Raw genomic sequence first — 21,134 nt, 5'->3', positions numbered from 1 at the left:
ACGGCGACCCGGCGTCAGACGTTCGGCTCGGCGCCGAGCAGATGATCGAGAATACGCCCTTCGAGACGCGCCAGATCCGGATCCCCACGCCGACGCGGGCGCGGCACGTCGACCCGCAGGTCGAGGGCGATGCGGCCGGCCTCGACCACCAGGATGCGGTCGGCCAGCGCCACCGCCTCGGAGACGTCGTGGGTGACCAGCAGGGCGGTGAAGCCCTGGGCCAGCCAGATCCGCTCGATTAGGTCCTGCATGCCGATGCGGGTGAGCGCGTCGAGGGCGCCGAGCGGCTCGTCCAGGGCCAGCAGGCCCGGCCGGCCGACCAGTGCCCGGGCCAGCGCGACGCGCTGGCGCTGGCCGCCCGACAGGGTCGCGGGCCAGTGCCCCGCCTTCTCGGCGAGGCCGACCTCGGCCAGGGCCGCGAGCGCCTTGTCCCGGCGCTCGGTCCGGGAGCCCTGGCCCGACAGGCCGACCGTGACGTTGTCGACCACGCGGGCCCAGGGCAGCAGCCGCGGCTCCTGGAACATGATGCGCTTGGGCGGATCGCTCCGGCGCGGGCCGGTCTCGGGGCCCTCCAGCACGATCCGGCCGCCCGTTGGCGCCTCGAGCCCCAGGATCAGGCGCAGCAGGGTGCTCTTGCCGCAGCCGGAGCGCCCGACCACGGCGGTGAACCCGCCGGCCGGCAGGTAGAGGTCGAGCCCCTCGATGACGGCATGGCCGTCGAAACTCTTTCGGAGATCGCGGGCGGTTACGGCGATGCCGCGGCCGGCGGCCGGCGCCTGCTGATGGGGCGGCGGCAGCGAGCCCGCGTCGGCGCTCCGGGTCTCGGGGACGGGATCGGCCGGAGCCTCTCGGCGAAGGGCGTCGAGCAGCATCAGGCGCTCCTGTAGGCGGGGTTCCAGGCGAGGCAGGCACGCTCGAGCTGGCGCGTCAGCGCGTCCGCGAGCTTGCCCAGGGCGGCGTAGATCAGGATCGCCAGCACCACGACGTCGACCAGCATGAACTCACGCGCCTGCATGGCCATGTAGCCGAGCCCCGAGGAGGCGGAGATCGTCTCGGCGACGATCAACGTCAACCACATGATGCCGAGCGCGTAGCGCAGGCCGACGAAGATCGACGGCAGGGCGCCGGGTAGCACCACCTTGGTGAACAGCTCCGTGCGCGACATGCCGTAGACGCGGCCCATCTCCACCAGCGCCGGGTCCACCGAGCGGATCCCGTGCAGGGTGTTGGCGTAGATCGGGAAGAACACGCCGAGCGCCACCAGGAACAGCTTGGCCTCCTCGCCGATGCCGAACCACAGGATCACCAGCGGGATCAGCGACAGGTGGGGCACGTTGCGCACCATCTGGACGGAGGTGTCGGTCAGCTGCTCCGACACGCGGGAGAGGCCGTTGGCCAACCCGAGGGCGAAGCCGATGCCGCCGCCCACAACGAAGCCCGAGAGGGCCCGCAGGGTGCTGACCCAAAGGTTGGTCCAGAGTTCGCCGGTGCGCCCGGCCTCCCAGCCGGCCCGGACCACGTCCAGGGGGGCCGGCATGAACCGGTTCGAGACGAGGCCGGCCGACACCGCAGCCTGCCAGCCCAGCAGGATCGCGATCGGCAGGAGCCACGGCAGCGCCGTGTCGCGCAGGCGTGCGAGGGGGGTGGGGCGCATCATCGGCTCTCCGCCCGGCGTTCGGGCTGTGTCCAGACCGCGTCGGCCACGCGGATCGGCTTCGGCAGCAGGCCGAGGCCGTGGAAGGCGTCCGCCACCCGCTGCTGGTCGGCGATCGCCGCGGCGTCCAGGGGGGCGGCCCCGTAGGATTGGCGTTCGAGGGCGATCTTGAGGACCGGCGCCGGGATGCCGACGGAGGGCGCGAGTGCCGCCGCCACGGTCTCGGCGTGGCCCGCCGCCCAGGTGTCGATCGCCCCGATCGCCGTCAGCACGGCCGCGATGATCTCCGGGTTGGCTTCCGTGAAGCCGCGACGCGAGAGATAGAACTCGCGGTTGGGTGCGATCCCCCGCCCGTCCGCTAGCACGCGGGCGCCGGTGGCGCGCTCGGCGGCGGCGAGATAGGGATCCCAGATCGCCCAGGCATCCACGGCGCCGCGCACGAAGGCGGCGTTGGCGTCCGCTGGCGCCAGGAAGGCGAACTTCACCGCGTCGTAGGGCAGGCCGGCCTGCTCCAGCGCCCGCACCACCAGGAAGTGAACGTTCGAGCCCTTGTTGAGCGCCAGCGTCCGGCCACGCAGGTCGGCGACGCTGCGCACCGGGCTGTCCCTGGGCACGAGGATCGCCTCGCCCCGCGGGGCCGGCGGCTCGGTCGCCACGTAGCGCAAGTCGGGGCTTGCCGCCTGCGCGAAGATCGGCGGCGCCTCGCCGGCCGTGCCGAAATCGATCGCCCCGGCATTCAGGGCCTCCATCAGGGGCGGGCCGGACGGGAATTCCGACCACGTCACCGCGTAGCCCAGCGGCTTCAGCGCCGTCTCGAGGGTGCCGCGGGCCTTCAGCAGCACGAGCGACCCGTATTTCTGGTAGCCGACCCGGACGGTGCCGCCTGCGGCCCGGGCAGGCCGCAGGACGCCGGCCGCCGCCAGGCCGAGGCCCACGGACAGGAGCTTTCGGCGGTGCGGGGCAAGCCCGGATCCGGCCATGCGGAAGGTTCGGTCGGTCATGAGATCTCAGCCGTTGCGGGCGGGCGGTGTCCAGACCGCGTCGGTGATGCGGATCGGTTGGGGAATCAGCTTGAGGGCGTGGAAACGGTCGGCGACGGCCTGCTGCTCGGCAGTGACGCGCGCCGTCATCGGGCCGATCACGTAATCGTTGCGATCCACCGCCCGGCGGGTGGCCGGCAGCGGCACGCCAGTGCCCTGCGACAGGAGCGCCGCGACCGCGCCGCGGTTCTCCCGGCACCAGGCGGCGACCTCGCTCAGCGCGTCGATCGCCGCGACCAGCACCGGGCCGTGTGCTTCCGCAAAGGCACGGCTCGCCAGGAAGAAATTGTTCTGTGGCGTGATCTCGGTGGCGAAGGCCAGCACGCGCACGCCCTCCCCCGCCTCGGCGATGGCGAGATAAGGATCCCAGATCACCCAGGCGTCGACGCTGCCGCGGGCGAAGGCTGCCGCCGCGTCGGCTGGTGCCAGCAGCACCGGCTCGATATCGGCGTAGCTGAGACCCGCTTTCTCCAGAGCCGCCACCGTAAGGTTGTGTGCGCTCGTTGCCTTGCCGAAGGCGACGCGCCTTCCCTTGAGATCGGCGAGGCTCCGCAAGGTCGAACCCTTGGGCAGCAGGATCCCGGCCCCGGAGCCGCCGGCTTCCTGGGCGGCTACGTAGACGAGGCTGGAGCGCGCCGCCTGGGCGAAGATTGGCGGTGCGTCGCCGGTTTGGCCGAAATCGATCCCGTCGAGGGACAGAGCCTCGACCAAGGGCGGCCCGAGCGAGAACTCCACCCAGCGCACCGTATGACCCAGGGCCGCAAGGCGTCGCTCGATGATCCCCTGCTGCTTGGCCACCACCAGGATGCCGTTCTTCTGGTAGCCGATGCGCAGCACGCCGGGCTCGGCCGCCCGCGCGCCGCGCAGGGCCGGGACGGCCGCAAGGGATGCGGCCAGGAAGGTGCGTCGGTCGAGCATCGCGCGGCTCATTCGGCGGCGGCGAGTTCGGCCGGGCCGGTCGCCGCCGCAGCCCGGTGCAGCAGAAGGGCGGCGAGCTGGGCGCCAGCCTCGGCGGCGCGGGCCCGCACGCCAGCCTCGGTCAGGACACCGTCGCTGAAATCCGCATCGGACGCGTAGACCGCAGTCGGGATCTGCAGCGCGCCGAAGAAGCCGAAGAGTGGCCGGAAAGCGTGCTCGACCACCAGGGCGTGGCGCGTCCCGCCACCTGTGGCCACGATGGCCACAGGCTTGCCGGCCAGCGCGGTCGGATCGACCAGGTCGAACAGGTGCTTGAACAGGCCGGTATAGGCACCTTTGTAGACCGGCGAGCCGACGACGAGCCCATCAGCCTCCTCGATCGCATCGAGCACGCGGCGGGCCGGCAGCGGCAGCTGGTCGCGCGTCCAGGCCGCTCCCAACCCGGAGCCAGCATCGACGAAGTCGAAGATCCGCCCGTCGAAGGCTGCCTGGGCGCAGGCCTCGTGCAGCACGGCGTCGACCAGCGTGCGGGTCTTGGACGGACGCTGAACATTCGCGCTCAGCCCGACGAGTCTCGGTCGTGTCATTGCAGTAGCCTTGCGATAAGACCGGGCCGCCCTGCGCGATGGCGAATGGCGGCGGCGCAACCGGATGTCCGAATAGAGCAGTAGAATTGCTGACTGCGCCGCGCGACGTCAATGAAACGGGTTTTCTAATTCATCTGGAATAGAAAAACGTTCTGCTCGGAAACGGCGGTTCGGAGCGCGGTTTCATCTCGCGATCCGGGTGCGGTACTGGCCGTCCCCCCGCTCGGCAGGGAAAAAATTTGAATTTGGCGCGCAATCAGTCTCGCCGTTCTGACGGATGGAGAGGAAAAGCGTTCGGATCGACGTATCGGGAGAAGGACCGTCTTGCGGGGATGATTGTGTCGCCGGGCGGCGGCCACAACCCTTCGCAAGGGCATCGGTTCGTACAATTCGGGCCGGCCGGGTGAAGCCGCGTGGATACACAGGCTCCGAAACAGGCGTCCCGGTTCGGATCCGGGGGCGAACGAAAAAGGGCCAGCCGTGGCGGCTGACCCTGCATCGTTCGACGATCCTCATGCGTCGCGCGCGTCGCCGGTTGGGCGGTGCGCGCGCTCGGGATTACTCCGCTGCGGTCATCTCGGCGGTGAAGTGACCGCACCAGTCGTTGGTGGCCACGACCGGCCACAGGCCCTTGGACTCGGGTGCGGGCTGGCTCACCGGCGGGTTGAAGCGGCACAGGCCGGCATCGCCCTGGGCGCTCGCACCGTTGCCCTTGTGCTCATCGAAGAACTTGCAGCTCTCGCAGTTCGCGCTGGCCATGTCTCGATTCTCCCGTGTCGGTTCGGCTGCCTGCCGTTCTCTCTTGCGAATTAGAACAGCTACAATCTGCCGGTCAACCGATCGCCGGACGGGCGGTTCCCGCGAGGGCCGCAGCTTTCTGAATTCATGGAAGCCTCAGCGTCGGCCGCAGGACGACCCGGCCGCTGAAATGCGATCGGCGCGCGCGGAGATTCCGCGCGCGCCGATTCTGGCGATTCTTCCGCCCGCGCACCCACCAAGGTGGGCGCGCGGGACGTGCAGTCAGAGGCTTCCCGGGCCCTTGGCCAAGCCGCCCAGCGTGAACAGGTCGACCGAGAGCTTCGCGCCGATGACGAAGGCATTGGGGATCGGCTTCGGGCGGAGCGGGAAGCGGGTCTGGTCCGGGCCGATCACGTATTGCAGGTTCGGCATCAGCCGGACCGCCGGGGTGAGCTGGATCCCGTAGCTGAGTTCCAGGATGGTCTGCAGGGTGTCGACGTTGCGGCTGCTGAGCCCGTACGAGGCCCGCGCGGCCCGGATGTTGGCCGTGCCCAGGGGCGACAGCTTCTCCATGGCGAACACGAACCCGAGCGTGTCGTAGGGCCGGCCCGGGAAGGTGCCGGTCAGCACGGCGCCGCCCTCAAGGAAGAAGTCCTGGAACTGCCGTCCGCCGGTGCCGCCGAGCGCGACCCCGAACACCGACAGGCCCTGGACGCCGTTCGGGTCCGGACGCCAGACCATCTGGTCGAAGCGGGCATAGACCGCCGACCGGCCGAACCGGGTCAGCGGATCGAGATCGCTGAAGGCCCGAAGCCGTCCGCGCACGTCGTAGACCGGATCCTTGTAGTCGGACTGATCGAAGACCACGCCGATGCTGTAGTTGCGCGGCAGTGGATCGTTGCCGAAGTTGGTCGAGTAGCCGGCCTCCACCGGGATCAGGACGCCGGTGGCGCCCCGGGTCGACCAGTCGATGCCGTTCTGGTTGGCCTGCTGATCGCGGGGATTCACCTCGTAGACGCCGGCATGGATGAACACTTTATCGGTGACCCAGGCCTTGGCATGGGCGCCCCAGGTGGCGATCGGCCAATACGTGAAGTTCGTCAGCTTGAAGATGGATTTCGGCGCGCCGCAGGTTGCGTTATTCTGGAAGTTGCAATACAACGGAGAACCGAGGAAGTTTGGATTGGCTAGAAGACGGCCAACCTCGATATCGAGACGGTTGTCGAACAGCTTCTGCTCGTAGGAGATCGACGAGAGGTGTGCCGTCTGGCCGCCACCGTAGATTTCCTGCACGCTTCCGTCGAAGCCGATACGATCCTGCGCGAGGCTGCGCCCGTGGCGCTGCGTCACGATCGTATGGAACGAGCCGCCGTCGATCCCGGCGAGTCGGCTGAGGTCCGCGTCAAGGCCGAACACGACCTGGCCGGCATAGGCCGATCCCTGGCGGATGCCGCCGGACGGGTTCGCGGCGAACTCGCCTGTATAGTTCAGGACCATGCTGATCCCGTGGCCGAGATAGAGGGTCCCCGGCGGCAGGCCAGGCGGTGTCGCGCTGCTGCCCTGCACGTCGATCGAGGCCGCCGCGCTGCTCGGGCCGGCCGCACTCCGTGACTCGCGGATCGTCCGACGCCGCGCGCGATTCGCCCGGTACTTGGCCTTGGCCGACGGAGTTGCCCTCGGGCCAGGATTGACCAGGGACGGCCCCCCGTCCGGGGCGTCTGCCATTTGAGCTTCAGCTGAGCTGATGCCCGCAGAGAATGTGGTGGCGCAAAGTGCGAGCGCCGCCCATCGCGTGTGCTTTCCCATGAGATAACTCCCCCTAAGACGCGCGGCCCTGATTGGCTCTGTCGCGTTGGTGTTCCGCCGGGATTCCTCCGGTCAGTCCGTGAAGGTCTCCACGGAGCGGCGCTCGCCGCGCAGGAATGCGTCGGCGACGTGGATCAGCGGGTTCAGGTCGACGTCGCTCGTGCCGGATCGGACGAGGGCGGCGAATCGGTCGTAGAGGCCGCGATACTCGGCCTCCGGTGGCAGCGGCTGCGGACTGCCGTCGATCGTGAGGACGCCGCCGCCCTGAGACAGCACCAGCAGGCCGTCCTCGGTGTCGACGCGGATGTCCCAGGTCTGCGGGCCGGTCTGGCGCCAGTCGAACACCGCCTGGATCGGGGTGCCGGCGGCGTCGGTGAAGTGCAGGTCGGCAGCGATCGGCGCCTGCCGGTTCTCCGGGACCGAGAGGGTCGCGCCGGTGAGGAAGAAGGGCGGCAGGATGTGGGTCGCGATCGACAGGGCGTTGATGCCCGGATCGAATACGCCCATGCCGCCGGCTTGCCAGATCCAGGCCTGGTTCGGATGCCAGTGCCGGACATCCTCCATCCAGGCGATCGCCACCGACCGGATCCGGCGGCCGGACAGCCATTGGCGCGCGGGCTCGACCCCGGGGGCGTAGCGGGAGTGCCAGCTGGCGAACAGGGTGACGCCCCGCGACCGCGCGGCCTCGACCAGGATCCCGACCTCCGCGAGCGTCGCCCCCGGGGGCTTTTCCAGGAACACGTGCCGGCCGGCCTCGATCGCCGCAAGGGCGGCCGCGAACCGGACCTGCGGCGGCTGGCAGAGGGCGACCGCGTCGAGGTCGCCATCTGCCGCCAGCATCTCCGCGAGCGTGCGGTAGTTCGGCACCCCCTCGAAGCGGCCTTCGCGGCTCGCCACGGCCGACAGGGTGTAGTCCGGCGAGGCGCCGATGACCGGCAGATGCTGGTCGCGGGCGATCTTGCCGACGCCGACCAGACCGATGCGGATGGTCCCGTTCGAAGCCGACATCTCAGAGGACCTTCACGGACAGATCGCGGGCGGGCGCGACCGCCAGGGGGTTGCGCAGCGGCAGGGTGAACGGGGCGGCTTCGATCTCGAACACGTCCCCGGGCCGCGCCGTGACGCCGTCGCTGAACGACAGGGTCGCGGTGCCGAAGAAGTGGACGTGCAGGTCGCCGGGGCGGAGGAACGGCGCGTATTTGAAGTGGTGCCGCTCCAGGTTCTCGATTGAGTGGGACATGTTCGCCTCACCCGAGAGAAACGGCTTCTCCCACAGCACGGCGCCGTCGCGCAGGATACGGCTGGAGCCGCGCACGTCCGCGGGCAGCGCCCCCAGCCACAGCTCCGGGCCGAGCGCCGCCGGACGGAGCTTCGAGTGGGCGAGCCACAGGTAGTTGCCGCGCTCGGTGACGTGATCGGAGAACTCGTTCGCCAGCGCGAAGCCGAGGCGCACGGGCGTGCCGTCCGCGTCGATCAGGTAGATGCCGGCGATCTCGGGCTCCTCGCCCCCGTCGAGGGCGAAGGCCGGCGACACGAGCGGCTCGCCGGTGCCGACGATCGCGGCGCCATCGCCCTTGTAGAACCACTCGGGCTGGACCCCGGCCTCGCCCGGGGCGGGCTTGCCGCCTTCGACGCCCATCCGGAACATCCGCATCGAATCGGTCGGGGCCGGATCCGCCGCGGCGGCCCGGTGCATCTTGTCCCGGCCCTCCGCCGAGCCGAGATGCGTCAGCCCGGTGCCGCTCAGGAGCAGGTGCGCGGGGTCCGTGTGGTCGATCGGCGGCAGCAGCCGCACGGCGTCGAGATCCACCGCGTCGCCGAACCCGAGTCGGGTCGCCGACTCGACCAGGCTGTCCCCCGCCGCGAGCGCGCGCCGGGCCAGCTCCAGGACGCTGTCCACGCCGACCACGGACCGCGCCTGGCCGTCCTGCAGCACCGCCACACCCCGTCGCCCGTCCGAGGCGCGGAATTGTAGGAGTGATTGCCCCATCTCGTGCTCTCCCAAGGCCAGTCTTGACCGCGCCGGCTCGAAATCGAAGTGTGCCGCTGTCAGCGCTCGAAGGCCGAGCTGATGGTGCCGTCGACCCTCCGGGTCAGATGCCAGGGATTGTCCGGACGCAGGGGCTGCGGCAGCAGCGCGTCGGGCAGGTCCTGGTAGCAGACCGGTCGCAGGAAGCGCTCGATGGCCAGGGTGCCGACCGAGGTGGTCCGCCCGTCGGAGGTGGCCGGGAACGGGCCGCCATGGACCATCGCGGGGGCGACCTCGACCCCGGTGGGCCAGCCGTTCGCCAGGATGCGGCCGACCTTGCGGGCCAGCGCCGGGACCAGGCCGGCGGCGATGTGCTCGTCCGCGCGATCGAGATGCAGCGTCGCGGTGAGCTGGCCCGGCAGCGCGGCGATGATGCGATGGACCTCTTCGAGATCCGCGGCCGCCACCAGGATCGCCGCGGGGCCGAACATCTCGTCGGCAAGGCTGGGATCCGTCAGGAACCGCGCCCCGTCGGTGCGCAGCAGGGCGGCGGGTGCGCCGCCCGGCCCGGCGCTCGCGCCGCGCGCCGCCACCGTGACCCCTGGGCGGCCCGCCATCTCGGCGACGCCGTGCTCGAAGCGAGCGCGGATGTCGGCGGTCAGCATCGCGTGCGGCGCGCTCTCGCGAATCGCTGTCGCGGCGGCCTCCGCGAAGGCCTCCAGGTCGGAGCCCGCGATCCCGATCAGGAGGCCCGGATTGGTGCAGAACTGCCCGGCCCCCATGGTCACCGACTGGACGAAGCCGGCCGCCAGGGCCGCGCCCCGTGCCCGCAGGGCGCCGGGCAGCAGCAGGACCGGGTTGACCGCGCTCATCTCGGCATAGACCGGGATCGGCTCGGGGCGTCCCGCCGCCACCCGCATCAGGGCGAGCCCGCCGCCACGCGAACCGGTGAAGCCGACCGCCTTGATGCGCGCATCGGCGACCAGCGCCGTCCCCAGGGCGTTCGAGGGCCCCGGCAGATAGGAGAACACGCCCGGATGCAGGTCGCTGGCGGCCACTGCCGCACGCACCGCACGGGCGACCAGCTCGCCGGTTCCGGGATGGGCCGGATGGCCCTTGACCACCACCGGGCAGCCGGCCGCCAGGGCCGAGGCCGTGTCGCCCCCGGCCACAGAGAACGCGAGCGGGAAGTTGCTGGCGCCGAACACCGCCACCGGTCCCAGGGCGACGTGACGGCGGCGCAGGTCGGGCCGCGGCAAGGGCAGGCGCTTCGGCTGGGCCGGATCGATCGTGGCCTGGACCCAGTCGCCCGCGCGGACGACATTCGCGAACAGGCGCAGCTGGCCGATGGTGCGGGCACGCTCGCCCTCGAGCCGCGCCCGCGGCAGACCGGTCTCGGCCATGGCCCGCGCGATCAGGGCTTCGCCGAGATCGCCCACGGCCTCGGCCACGGCGTCCAGGAAGCCGGCACGCACCGCGGGGGTCGATTCGGAAAAGCTCGGGAACGCCGCATCCGCCAGCGCGCAGGCTGCCTCGACCTCGGCCGTGCCGGCGGCCGAAAAGGCGGGCTCCAGAGCCGCGCCGCTTGCAGCGTCGGCAGCCCGGAACGTATCGGTGGTGGTCGCATCCTCGGCGCCGATCAGGATCGTGCCGCGAAGTTCCGCGTTCATCGTCAGCTCTTTACTCATACAAATAACTTAGAGCAGTTGTGCAGTGGCTGCAAGTGTCGCAGCACTATGGTGCTTGTGGGTGCGGGCGCTTGCACTCCTACAACTTCCGGGTACGATCACGGCGATCCTGCCCCGTCCTGGCGGCTTCGGACTGGAGGTGGCAGTTGAGGGGGGATCCAGGCTACGAGGACATCAAGCTGCCGCTGGCCTCGGGCTCGCGCAGGATCCACGGTTCGGTGGCGCGCGATCTGGGCATCGCGATCCTGGCCGGCCGGTACGCACCCGGGGACGTGCTGCCCGGCGAGATCGAGTTCTCGGAGCAGCTGAAGGTCTCGCGCACCGCCTATCGCGAGGCGATTCGCATCCTGAGCGCCAAGGGGCTGGTGGAGAGCCGGCCGCGCACCGGTACCCGCGTGACCCAGCGCAGCCGCTGGAACCTCCTCGACCCGGACATCCTTGCCTGGGCGTTCGAGGCCGAGCCGAGCGAAACGTTCATCCGGGACCTGTTCGAGCTGCGCATGATCGTCGAGCCGGCGGCGGCGGCCCTGGCAGCCGAGCGGCGTTCAGCCCTCGACATCTCCCGGATGGGGCACGCCCTGGAGGAGATGGGACGCTACGGCCTCGCCACCGAGCTCGGGCGGGCCGCCGACCAGGCGTTCCACAACACGATCTTGGAGGCGGCCCGCAACGGACCCTTGATGGCGCTGTCGAGTTCGATAGCCGCTGCAGTAACTTGGACGACGATCTTCAAGCAGCGTCGCAGCGCCCTGCCCCGGGACCCCATGCCGGATCACCGGATCCTGTACGAGGCGATCGTGGCCGGCGACGTCGAGGCGGCGCGGGCGGCGATGACCGAACTGGTCCGCCTCGCCCTGACCGACACCGAGCTGTCCCTGACGGCGTGAACCCCGCGGCCGCCGTCGCGGCGGCCGCGGGGTTCCGTGTCAGTGGTTGTCGCGCGGCAGGCCGCTGGTCTGGGCGATGCGCTGGAAGTGCTCGGCCCCCTCCAGGATCGCGCCGGTGTGCATCTGCCCCACGGCGGCCCGCTGGATTGCCTGCCACGGGGTCTGGGATGCCGGATACGCGTATCCCCCGGCATCCTCCAGGGCCTTGCGCCGCCGCTCGATCTCGTCGGCGTCGAGCAGCATGTCGGCGGTGCCGCGCTTCAGGTCGATCCGCACCCGGTCGCCGGTGCGCAGCAGGGCGAGCCCGCCGCCGACCGCCGCCTCGGGCGAGGCGTTGAGGATCGAGGGCGAAGCCGAGGTGCCGGATTGGCGCCCGTCGCCGAGGCAGGGCAGCGCGTGCACCCCCGAGCGGATCAGGTAGGCGGGCGGGCGCATGTTCACCACCTCGGCGGCGCCCGGATAACCGACCGGGCCGGCGCCCCGCATGATGAGGATGCTGTTGTCGTCGATCGCCAGAGCCGGGTCGTCGATGCGGTGGTGGTAATCCTCCGGTCCGTCGAACACGACGGCGCGGCCCTCGAAGGCCTCCGGATCGTCGGGGTTCGAGAGGTAGCGGTCCCGGAACTCATCGCCGATCACGCTGGTCTTCATGATCGCCGCGTCGAACAGGTTGCCGCGCAGAACCAGGAAGCCGGCGGCCTCCTTCAGCGGCCGGTCGATCGGGCGGATCACGTCCTCGTCCTCGATCACCGCGCCGCGGCAATTGTCGCCGATGGTGCGCCCGTTCACCGTCAGGGCATCCTCATAAAGCAGCCCGCGCTGCATCAGCTGCGCGGCCACCGCCGGGAGACCGCCCGCACGGTAGTAATCCTCGCCGAGATACTCGCCGGCCGGCTGCAGGTTGACCAGGAGCGGCACCTCGAGGCCGTGGGTCTGCCAGTCGGCGATGTCGAGCTCGACGCCGGCGTGGCGGGCGAGCGCGGCCAGGTGGATCGGGGCGTTGGTCGAGCCGCCGATCGCCGAATTGAGCACGATCGCGTTGAGGAAGGCCTCCCGGGTCAGGATGTCGGTCGGCTTGAGGTCCTCGGCGACCATCTCGACCACGCGCTTGCCCGTGAGGTAGGCGACCTCCTGCCGGTCCCGGTAGGGCGCCGGGATCGCCGCGGAGCCCGGCAGCATCATGCCGAGCGCCTCCGCGAGCGCGTTCATCGTCGTCGCCGTGCCCATGGTGTTGCAGTAGCCCGTGGAGGGCGCGGACGAGGTCACCAGCTTGATGAAGCCGTCGTGGTCGATCTCGCCCGCCGCCAGCATCTGGCGCGCGCGCCACACGATCGTGCCCGAGCCGGTGCGCTGGCCCTTGTACCATCCGTTGAGCATCGGGCCCACCGACAGGGCGATGGCGGGGATGTTCACGGTGGCGGCCGCCATCAGGCAGGCCGGCGTGGTCTTGTCGCAGCCCGTGGTCAGCACGACCCCGTCGAGGGGGTAGCCGTACAAGAGCTCGACCAGCCCGAGATAGGCGAGGTTGCGGTCGAGGCCGGCGGTGGGCCGCTTGCCGGTCTCCTGGATCGGATGGACCGGGAATTCGAGCGCGATGCCACCGGCCTCGCGGATGCCCTCACGCACGCGCTCCGCCAGGACGAGATGGTGCCGGTTGCACGGCGACAGGTCGGAGCCGGTCTGGGCGATGCCGATGATCGGCTTGCCCGAGCGCAACTCGTCGAGGCTCAGGCCGAAGTTCAGGTAGCGCTCCAGGTAGAGCGCGGTCATGTCGATGTTGTCGGGGTTGTCGAACCACGCGCGCGAGCGCAGGGGCCGTGTGTTCGGGCGATCGGTCATTTCTTATGGGTCCGGTGTGCGGAACTGGTTGAGAAGCGATAGGTGATCACGTTCCGGTAGGTCGAACCCGGATCGAGGCGGGCCGAGCCGAAGGCCGGTTGGTTCGGGGTGTCGGGAAAGAGTTCGGGCTCGAGCGCCAGGGCGTCCGACTGCCGGTAGGCCAGGCCGGACTTGCCCACCGCGGTCGCGTCGAGGAAGTTGCCCGTGTAGAATTGGACGCCCGGCTGGTTGCTGGCGACGTCCAGAACCCGGCCGGATTCGGGGTCCTCGACCCGGGCCACGAGATGCGGCTCGGTCGTGGGGGCGTCGGTCACGACCCAGTTGTGGTCGTAGCCGCGCCCACGGAGGATCTGGATGTCGCGTCCGTCGCGGATGCGATCGCCGATCACCGTCGGCGTGCGGAAGTCGAACGGCGTACCCGCTACCGGGACATGCGCGCCCGTGGGGATCAGCGTCGCGTCCACGGGCGTGTAGCGCTCGGCCGGGATCGTCAGGACGTTGCCTAGGATCGAGCGGCCGGACCCCTCCCCGGCGAGGTTGAAGAAGCTGTGGTTGGTCAGGTTGACGATCGTCGGCTTGTCGGTGGTGGCCTGGTAGGTCACGGACAGCGTGTCGGTGTCGTCGAGCGCGTAGGTTGCGGTGACGGTGAGCGTACCGGGATAGCCTTCCTCGCCGTCCGGGCTGACGTAGCGCAGGCTGACCGACGGCGCTGCCCCGCCCTTGACCTCGGTGATGGTCCAGAGCTGCTTGTTGAACCCGGCCGTGCCGCCGTGGAGGGCGTTGGGCCCGTTATTGGTCGCCAGCGCGTAGGTCCGGCCGTCGAGGGTGAAACGGCCTCCGCGGATCCGGTTGGCGTAGCGCCCGACGCTCGCTCCGAAATAGTTGGGCTTGGCCAGGTAGCTGGTGAGATCGTTGTAGCCGAGGACGATGTCGGCGGACTTTCCGGCGCGGTCCGGGACTTCGAGGGTCCGCAGCAGGGCACCCCACGAGATCACGCGGGCGGTGACGCCCCTGCCGTTGGTCAGTGTCACCTCTTCGACCGTCCGGCCGTCCGGCAGGGTGCCGAACACTGTCCGGACCGGCTCGGCAGCCTGGGCCGCCACAGGGAGCGCCGCGCAAGCGCCCAGCGCCACAGCCCCGACTCCACGCATGTGATCTCCCCGCAAGATGCCCGCCTCCCGCTTGCCGATCGTACGCCGGCGCTCCACGCGTGCCGCGGTTGACGTCTTAAACTCCGCTATATACTCATACAAATTAATTTCACAACATGGGGCCACGGCAAAGCGGCTCCCGGGAGAGGAAACGTTTGATGGCAGGACCGATCGCGAGCATCGGAGCGCCCGCGGCGGGAACGGCGTCGGCCGACCGCGGCAGCTACCGCCCGGCCCTCTCGCTGCTCGCGAGCCTCTTCTTCATGTGGGGCTTCATTACGGTCATCAACAACACCCTGCTACCTCATCTCAGGAGCGTCTTCGACCTCGATTACACGCAGACCACGCTGATCGAGTCGGTGTGGTTCATCGCGTATTTCGTGGCCTCGATCCCGGCCGCGAAGCTGATCGCGCGCATCGGCTACCAGCGTGCCCTGGTGGTGGGACTTTGCATCATGGCGCTGGGCACGCTGGGCATGGTCCTGGCCTCCCATCAGGTCTCGTATGCGATCACGCTCACCGCCCTGTTCGTCATCGCGAGCGGCATCACCCTGCTCCAGGTCGCGGCCAATCCCTACGTGGCGGTGGTCGGGCCGCCGGAGACCGCCCCGGCGCGCCTCAACCTCGTCCAGGCCTTCAACTCGCTCGGCACGACCCTGGCGCCGCTCTTCGGCGGTTACCTGATCCTCGGACGCTCGGCCTCGGGCAACCTCGCCGCCGGCACCACCCTGACCGCGGCCGAGCGGCTGGCCGACGCACAGTCGGTGCAACTCCCCTACCTGATCGTGGCGGCGATCCTCGTCGTGCTCGCCATGGTGATCGCGCGCTTTCCGCTGCCCGCCATGGGCGGCGGCGCAGGCGACTCCGCGAAGCGGGCCGCCAAGGCCGAACGCGCCGGCCTCTCGCTCTGGCGCCACCGCAACCTCGTGTTCGGCGTGCCGGCGATCTTCATCTACCTGATCGCCGAGATCGGGGTGTCGAACCTGTTCATCAACTTCGTCTCGCAGCCCGAGATCGGCGACCTCACGCACACGCAGGCCTCGCATTACCTCTTCCTGCTCTGGGGTGGGATGATGATCGGCCGCTTCCTCGGCAGCTACCTGATGCAGGTGCGGTCCGCCGAGACCATCCTGGCCGGAGCCGCCCTGGCGGCCTTCACCGTGATGCTGGTGGCGACCTTTGCGACGGGGTCGCTGGCGATGTGGGCGCTGATCTCCGTGGGGCTGTTCCACGCGGTCATGTTCCCGACGATCTTCACCCTCGGCATCCGCGGCCTCGGCCCGCTGACCGAGGAGGGGGCGGGCCTGCTGATCATGGCGATCGCAGGGGGCTCCCTGGTGGTGGTGCAGGGCTGGGCCGCCGACCGGTTCGGCCTGCAGCACTCCTTCCTCATCACGGCCGCCTGCGAGTTCTACGTCCTGTTCTTCGCGCTTTGGGGCAGCCGGCCGGGCCTGGGCACCTCCGACCGCGCCTGAGATATCGGTCACCACCGACGGTGCAGCGTAACGCGGTGGGCTGCGGTCCTCCGCCGGACTCGAGAAGGCGATCCCATGGAGGCACAGGTCCGCATCGTCACCCGCCCCGAGCGCGACCGGCTCGGCGAAGGACCCGTCTGGGTGCCGGAGCGGGGGCGGCTGTTCTGGGTGGACATCGAGGCGCCGGCCCTGCGCTGGCTCGACCTCGCCAGCGACGAGACGGGCACGCGCCCGTTTCCCGAGCCGATCGGCTGGATCATCCCCCGCGCCGGCCGGCGCGACTTCGTGATCGGCCTGAAGAGCGGATTTGCGCTGTTCGACCTGGAGGCCGACCACGTCACGCCGATCGGCAATCCGGAGCCGGACTGTCCGGACAACCGCCTGAACGACGCCAAGGTCGACTCGGCCGGCCGGATCTGGGCCGGGAGCATGCACCAGCCTGAGACAGCGGTCTCGGGCGCCCTGCACCGGCTCGACCCGGACCTGACCTGGCGTCGGATGGACGGTGCCTACGGCGTCGCCAACGGCCCGACCTTCAGCCGTGACGGCCGGATCCTCTATCACAGCGACAGCGCAGCCCGGACCGTCTTCGCCTTCGACCTCGCCGCCGACGGGACCTTGACGGGGAAGCGGGAATTCCTGCGCTTCCCCGAGGCCTGGGGCTGGCCCGACGGGATGACCACGGATGCGGACGGCTGCATCTGGATCGCCCACTGGGGGGCTGGCCGGATCAGCCGACTGGATCCGGAGGGGTGCCTCCTGCGGGCCATCGCGCTTCCGGCCACGAACATCACGAGTTGCGCCTTCGCGGGACCCGGGCTCGACCGGCTGTTCGTCACGTCGGCGTCGCGGGGCGTCGAGCACGAGCCGTCCGCAGGCGCGCTGTTCGAACTCGATGTTGGCGTAACCGGCCTGCCGCCCCGGGCGTTCGGGGGCTGACCGCCCGATCCCTCGGCCGGGCGAAAGCGATCGACGGGTCGCTAAATCGTGTGGCTCCTTCCCCCGGATGGGGGATGCGGCGCCGGGGTGGCGCGTCTACGGTCCGGCATTCTCCGAGACGAGACCACCTCCAAACCCGCCCGGCCCGTGCCGCGGCGGGTTCTTTGATTGCGGCAGCCTCACGCACGGATCGGTAGGCGGCCGACCACCGAGCCCGACGCATCCCGTACGACGAGGGTCCAGGACGCGCCGGACGCGCCGGTGCCGATGGATCCCGCCATCTCTCCGATCACGCTGCGCGCCTCGTCCAGGGCCTCCTCCAGGCTCTCGGCCTCGACGCCCACCTCGTCCCGGATCCGCTCCCGGTCGTTCTCGACATCGAAGTAGAAGCGCTCGGGCACCGACATCCCCCTGCTCAAACCCTGTGGCGGACGCCAGGACTATCTCGACGTCGTTTAATGGGCCACCGTGACCAACGCCGGCTGCGATAAACCTTAATCTGTCTAAAACGTGAATCGGACCGGTTTACCACAATGCGTCCGGTATTTGAGCGCATCGATCTACTATAGAGCTGAGAGATAGCCCGCCCACCCACACCGGTGGCTCGAAGCGGCGGGGCTTCTGATCTTGGGGCTTAGCCATGTCGACCGCCGATGAGCCGCCTGCCGTGAAGGGAACGGGCGACGGCTCAAACAGGAAAGAGAGGGTGCGGGTGCATATCCGAAGCGTTCTCTCAAAGATCAGTGCTTCATCAATACCCAAGGATTAGACGCGCTGATGGCGGCTTGACCATACGCCCTTGGGTGATGGGTGCAGCGACGGCCTCCGCGCACGACCGCCTTTTTACGTAGCAACGCCCTTCGAAATGGCGGGTTTCTGAAACCTCCAGCCCCGTAGCGCCGTAACCGACCCATGGCGGAAAACACCCCCCTTCGCGCCCATATCCGCGCGGTACTGCTCAGGCTGGTGCGGACGTTGACGGATCGGACCGGTCCGCGCGGACCGACGCCGACCTAGAGCGCGCGCCGCCGACGTGGATACCGGTTCGGCGCAAGCGAGCGCGTCGCATAGGCTCACCGTCCGCGCGCGATCGTCGCGACGGCATCGCCGCTCCGGGGCGTTAACCCTTCGTCAACCATGCGCCGACAGAGTTCCGGACGGAGGGCTCAGCCATGGTTCGACGCCGGGATTTCGATGCACTGAGCGAGGCGCAGATCGCCGCGCGGCGCACGCAGAAGCGCTGGGTCGAGCCCAAGGCGCAGTTCCGTCCCGCTGCCCCGCAGGCGGTGACCGATTTGCTCGACACGATCCAGCACGTGGCCGAGGCGGCCACCGGCGAGCGCAGCTTCCTGCACCTGCGCCCCGTGGCCGGCGGCGGCCGCAGCCGCGAGCATTAACGTCGCGCACCTCTCAAGTCCGGGCCGGCCGATGGGCTGGCGAGCGCCAGCCGGTTCTGCAACAAGGCCGAGATGAGCCGGCGTACAGCCTTCGATCTCATCCCTACCGGTGCGCCGTCCGTGTCCGGCCGATGCCGCGCGGTCCGCGCGCCGTGAGCGGTGCCTTGAGCGCGGACGAGGCGGACGTTCTCCGGCGCCGCACCCGTGACCTCGAGGACGAAGTCACCCGCCTGCGCACCGCCCTCGCCGCGAGCCGGGCGGAGACCCGGGCCGAGGTGCCGCAGCATGAAGAGGCGCCGCGGGACGAGACCGCCTTCGATCGCGCGTACTGGCACAGGTCAGCCCATGTCGACGCGTTCCTGCCCGATCCCGATCCCGAGCGGATCGACGATGCCGAGTTCCACCGGCTCGCCGACCACCTGCCGATCCTGTGCTGGCTCGCCCGCGGCGACGGCCATCTCTACTGGTACAACAGGCGCTGGCTCGATTACTGCGGCACCACGCAGGCGGCCATGGCCGGCTGGGGCTGGCAGAGCGTCCACGACCCGGAGGCGCTGCCCCGGGTGACGGCGGTCTGGGCCGCCTCGATCGCCACCGGCGAGCCGTTCGAGATGGTGTTTCCCCTGCGCGGGGCCGACGGCGTGTTCCGGTCGTTCCTGACGCGGATCGTGCCGCTGCGGGACGCCACCGGCCGGGTGGTGCGCTGGTTCGGCGTCAACGCCGAGATCGGTGCCCAGGTCCGGGCCGAGGCGGCGCTCCGCACCTCCGAGACGCGCCTGCGCCGGGCCCAGGAGGCCGGCGGCGTCGGGGTGTTCTCCATCGACCTCGACCGGAACGTCATCCACGCCACGCCGCACTTCTTCCGCCTGTACGGCCTGGCCGAGCAGGAGACGTTGCCGATCGACGCGGTCGTCCGTCTCGTCATCCCGGAGGATGCCGGACGCGTCGCGCAATGGGCGGACCGGGGCGCCGGCCTGACCGATGCCGACGTGGCCTATCGGATCCGTCGGGCGGATGACGGCGCGGAACGCTGGATCGCCCGCCGCGGCGCGCTCGAGCGCGACCCCGATGGGCGCCCGATCCGGTTCGTCGGGGCGGTGCGCGACATCACCGACCACAAGTCCGCCGAGCAGCGGGCGGAGGCCAACCAGCGCGAGCTGCGCCTCATCACCGACGCGTTGCCGGTGCTCATCGCCTTCATCGACTGGGACTACGTCTACCGCTTCGCCAATGCGGCGTATCAGGACTGGTTCTTCCGCCCGGCCGCGGAGATCGTGGGGCGGGACGTGCGGGTGCTGCTCGGGCCGACCGCCTTCGAGCTGCGGCGCGCCTATGTCGAGCGCGCCCGCGCCGGCGAGGCCGTCCGGTTCGAGATCGCCTGGCCCCACCAGGACGGGCGCCACCGTGACGCCGAGATCCGCTACCTGCCCCGGCGCGGCGCCGACGGTGCGGTCGACGGCTTCCACGTGTTCGTGCAGGACATCACCGACCGCAAGCGGGTCGAGGCCACCCTCCTCTCCGAGGTCACCCAGCGGACCCGCGAACGCGACCGGTTGTGGGAGACCACCAACGACCTGATGGGCACGGCGGGCCTCGACGGCTTCCTCAAGACCGTCAATCCGGCCTGGACGCACATGCTCGGCTGGAGCGAGGCGGAACTGCTCGGCCGGCCGTTCCTGGACGTCGTCGATCCGGGCGACCACGCCGAGACCGCCGAGGTGGTGGGCCGCCTGTCGGCCGGCGAGACGGTGGCGGGCTTCGTCGACCGCGTCCTGACCCGCGCGGGCGAGCGCCGGGTGGTGATGTGGACGGCGGTGCCCGATCCGGGAACCGGGCTGTTCTACATCGTCGGGCGGGACCTCACCGAGCAGCGCCGGGTCGAGGAGCAGTTGCTCCAGGCGCAGAAGATGGAGGCGATCGGCCAGCTCACCGGCGGCATCGCCCACGACTTCAACAACCTGCTGACCGGCATCGTCGGCTCCCTCGACCTGATGCAGACCCGCATCCAGCAGGGCCGCACCGACGCGATCGAGCGCTACGCCCGCGCGGCCTTGTCGTCGGCCAACCGCGCCGCGGCGCTGACCCACCGCCTCCTCGCCTTCGCCCGGCGCCAGCCGCTGGAGCCGCGGCCGACCGCCGCCAACCCGCTGGTCACCGGCATGGAGGACCTGCTGCGGCGGACCCTGGGCGAGCGGATCCACCTCGAACTCGTCACCGCCGGTGGCCTGTGGCTGACCCTCTGCGACCCGCACCAGCTCGAGAACGCGCTGCTCAACCTCGCCATCAACGCCCGGGACGCGATGCCCGAGGGCGGCTGCCTCGTGATCGAGACCGCCAACGCCCATCTCGACCACGCCTACACCCGCCGGCACGCCGGCGTGAACGCGGGCGCGTATGTCTGCCTCAGCGTCAGCGATACCGGGACCGGCATGAGCCCGGAGGTCGCCGCCCGGGCCTTCGACCCGTTCTTCACCACCAAGCCCCTCGGCCAGGGCACCGGCCTCGGCCTCTCGATGATCTACGGCTTCGCCAAGCAGTCCGAGGGACATGTCCGGATCTACTCGGAGCCGGGTCGCGGCACGACGGTCAAGCTCTATCTCCCGCGTCACCGCGGCGCCGCGCCGCCCGAGGAGGCGGAGTCCGGTCTCATCGAGGTGCACCGGGCCGAGCGCGGCGACACGGTGCTCGTGGTGGAGGACGACCCGGTGGTGCGCGACCTGATCGCCGAGGTTCTCGGCGACCTCGGCTACACCGCACTCCAGGCCGCGGACGCCGAGGCGGGCCTCGCGCTGCTGCGCGCGCCGGGGCGGATCGACCTGCTGATCAGCGACGTCGGATTGCCCGGTGGCCTCAATGGCCGCCAGATGGTCGACGCCATCCGCCCGGACCGGCCGGACCTGAAGGTGCTGTTCATCACCGGCTACGCCGAGAACGCGACCTTCGGCAACGGCCACCTCGAACCCGGCATGCGGATGATGACCAAGCCGTTCCCGGTCGAGGCCCTGGCCGCCCGGGTGCGCGCGATGATCGCGGGTCTCGACTGACC

Annotated in this window: 18 protein-coding genes; 5 read left to right on the top strand and 13 right to left on the bottom strand. The window is 70.2% G+C overall.

Annotation, left to right across the window (positions count from 1 at the left end; genetic code table 11):
* Positions 1-14: 14 nt before the first annotated feature.
* The 10 genes from ACYQPG_RS16495 to ACYQPG_RS16450 all read right to left on the bottom strand — a co-directional run bounded on the left by ACYQPG_RS16495 (position 15) and on the right by ACYQPG_RS16450 (position 10,382).
* A complete protein-coding gene (locus tag ACYQPG_RS16495; protein WP_419828380.1) occupies positions 15-872 on the bottom strand; it encodes an ATP-binding cassette domain-containing protein in 858 nt (285 codons plus the stop codon).
* The gene (ssuC, locus tag ACYQPG_RS16490; RefSeq protein WP_147910693.1) at positions 872-1,654 is read right to left on the bottom strand and encodes an aliphatic sulfonate ABC transporter permease SsuC; all 783 of its coding nucleotides are present in this window, start codon (positions 1,652-1,654) and stop codon (positions 872-874) included. The genes ACYQPG_RS16495 and ssuC overlap by 1 nt, the downstream gene beginning before the upstream one ends.
* On the bottom strand, positions 1,654-2,655 hold the full coding sequence (locus tag ACYQPG_RS16485; protein WP_419828379.1) for a sulfonate ABC transporter substrate-binding protein: 1,002 nt from the start codon (positions 2,653-2,655) through the stop codon (positions 1,654-1,656). The genes ssuC and ACYQPG_RS16485 overlap by 1 nt, the downstream gene beginning before the upstream one ends.
* A 6-nt stretch (positions 2,656-2,661) precedes the next feature.
* A complete protein-coding gene (locus tag ACYQPG_RS16480; RefSeq protein WP_147910691.1) occupies positions 2,662-3,612 on the bottom strand; it encodes an aliphatic sulfonate ABC transporter substrate-binding protein in 951 nt (316 codons plus the stop codon).
* Between the two features lie 8 nt (positions 3,613-3,620).
* On the bottom strand, positions 3,621-4,199 hold the full coding sequence (msuE, locus tag ACYQPG_RS16475) for an FMN reductase (RefSeq protein ID WP_419828378.1): 579 nt from the start codon (positions 4,197-4,199) through the stop codon (positions 3,621-3,623).
* A gap of 558 nt (positions 4,200-4,757) precedes the next feature.
* Positions 4,758-4,958, bottom strand: coding sequence for a hypothetical protein (locus tag ACYQPG_RS16470; protein WP_007557999.1), 201 nt, complete (start codon positions 4,956-4,958; stop codon positions 4,758-4,760).
* 261 nt (positions 4,959-5,219) lie between these two features.
* Positions 5,220-6,743 carry a carbohydrate porin gene (locus ACYQPG_RS16465; protein WP_147938711.1) on the bottom strand — a complete coding sequence of 508 codons (1,524 nt, stop codon included), beginning with the start codon at positions 6,741-6,743 and terminating at the stop codon, positions 5,220-5,222.
* Between the two features lie 72 nt (positions 6,744-6,815).
* Positions 6,816-7,751, bottom strand: a complete 936-nt coding sequence (locus ACYQPG_RS16460) for a Gfo/Idh/MocA family protein (protein WP_419828376.1) — start codon at positions 7,749-7,751, stop codon at positions 6,816-6,818.
* A gap of 1 nt (position 7,752) precedes the next feature.
* Positions 7,753-8,733, bottom strand: coding sequence for an AraD1 family protein (gene araD1 / locus ACYQPG_RS16455; RefSeq protein ID WP_419828375.1), 981 nt, complete (start codon positions 8,731-8,733; stop codon positions 7,753-7,755).
* Positions 8,734-8,792: 59 nt separating this feature from the next.
* Positions 8,793-10,382 carry an aldehyde dehydrogenase (NADP(+)) gene (locus ACYQPG_RS16450; protein WP_419828374.1) on the bottom strand — a complete coding sequence of 530 codons (1,590 nt, stop codon included), beginning with the start codon at positions 10,380-10,382 and terminating at the stop codon, positions 8,793-8,795.
* Between the two features lie 164 nt (positions 10,383-10,546).
* Between ACYQPG_RS16450 and ACYQPG_RS16445 the strand changes: the two genes are divergently transcribed.
* The gene (locus ACYQPG_RS16445) at positions 10,547-11,287 is read left to right on the top strand and encodes a FadR/GntR family transcriptional regulator (protein WP_147907274.1); all 741 of its coding nucleotides are present in this window, start codon (positions 10,547-10,549) and stop codon (positions 11,285-11,287) included.
* Positions 11,288-11,326: 39 nt separating this feature from the next.
* Here ACYQPG_RS16445 and ACYQPG_RS16440 read toward each other — a convergent pair whose 3' ends face one another.
* A complete protein-coding gene (locus ACYQPG_RS16440; protein ID WP_461231273.1) occupies positions 11,327-13,126 on the bottom strand; it encodes an IlvD/Edd family dehydratase in 1,800 nt (599 codons plus the stop codon).
* Positions 13,123-14,277: an aldose epimerase family protein gene (locus tag ACYQPG_RS16435; protein ID WP_419828373.1), complete on the bottom strand. Its 1,155-nt coding sequence runs from the start codon at positions 14,275-14,277 to the stop codon at positions 13,123-13,125. Before ACYQPG_RS16435 ends, ACYQPG_RS16440 begins: the two co-directional genes overlap by 4 nt.
* A 158-nt stretch (positions 14,278-14,435) precedes the next feature.
* Between ACYQPG_RS16435 and ACYQPG_RS16430 the strand changes: the two genes are divergently transcribed.
* Together ACYQPG_RS16430 and ACYQPG_RS16425 are read left to right on the top strand one after the other, a co-directional pair.
* Positions 14,436-15,752 (top strand): sugar MFS transporter, encoded by a 1,317-nt coding sequence (locus tag ACYQPG_RS16430; protein WP_419828372.1) that lies wholly within the window; start codon positions 14,436-14,438, stop codon positions 15,750-15,752.
* A gap of 75 nt (positions 15,753-15,827) precedes the next feature.
* Complete coding sequence (locus ACYQPG_RS16425; RefSeq protein ID WP_419828371.1) at positions 15,828-16,691, top strand: SMP-30/gluconolactonase/LRE family protein; 864 nt, start codon at positions 15,828-15,830, stop codon at positions 16,689-16,691.
* Between the two features lie 179 nt (positions 16,692-16,870).
* Here ACYQPG_RS16425 and ACYQPG_RS16420 read toward each other — a convergent pair whose 3' ends face one another.
* A complete protein-coding gene (locus tag ACYQPG_RS16420; RefSeq protein ID WP_306440292.1) occupies positions 16,871-17,098 on the bottom strand; it encodes a DUF6894 family protein in 228 nt (75 codons plus the stop codon).
* A 765-nt stretch (positions 17,099-17,863) separates the two neighbouring features.
* Here ACYQPG_RS16420 and ACYQPG_RS16415 point away from each other — a divergent pair.
* A complete protein-coding gene (locus tag ACYQPG_RS16415) occupies positions 17,864-18,088 on the top strand; it encodes a hypothetical protein (protein ID WP_147907269.1) in 225 nt (74 codons plus the stop codon).
* Positions 18,089-18,252: 164 nt separating this feature from the next.
* Positions 18,253-21,132, top strand: a complete 2,880-nt coding sequence (locus tag ACYQPG_RS16410; protein WP_419828370.1) for a PAS domain-containing protein — start codon at positions 18,253-18,255, stop codon at positions 21,130-21,132.
* Positions 21,133-21,134: the final 2 nt, after the last annotated feature.

It is taken from the genome of Methylobacterium sp. CM6246, from assembly GCF_054818005.1.
The sequence above is the reverse complement of the archived record's forward strand: the minus strand, read 5'-3'. Positions and strand labels throughout refer to the sequence as shown.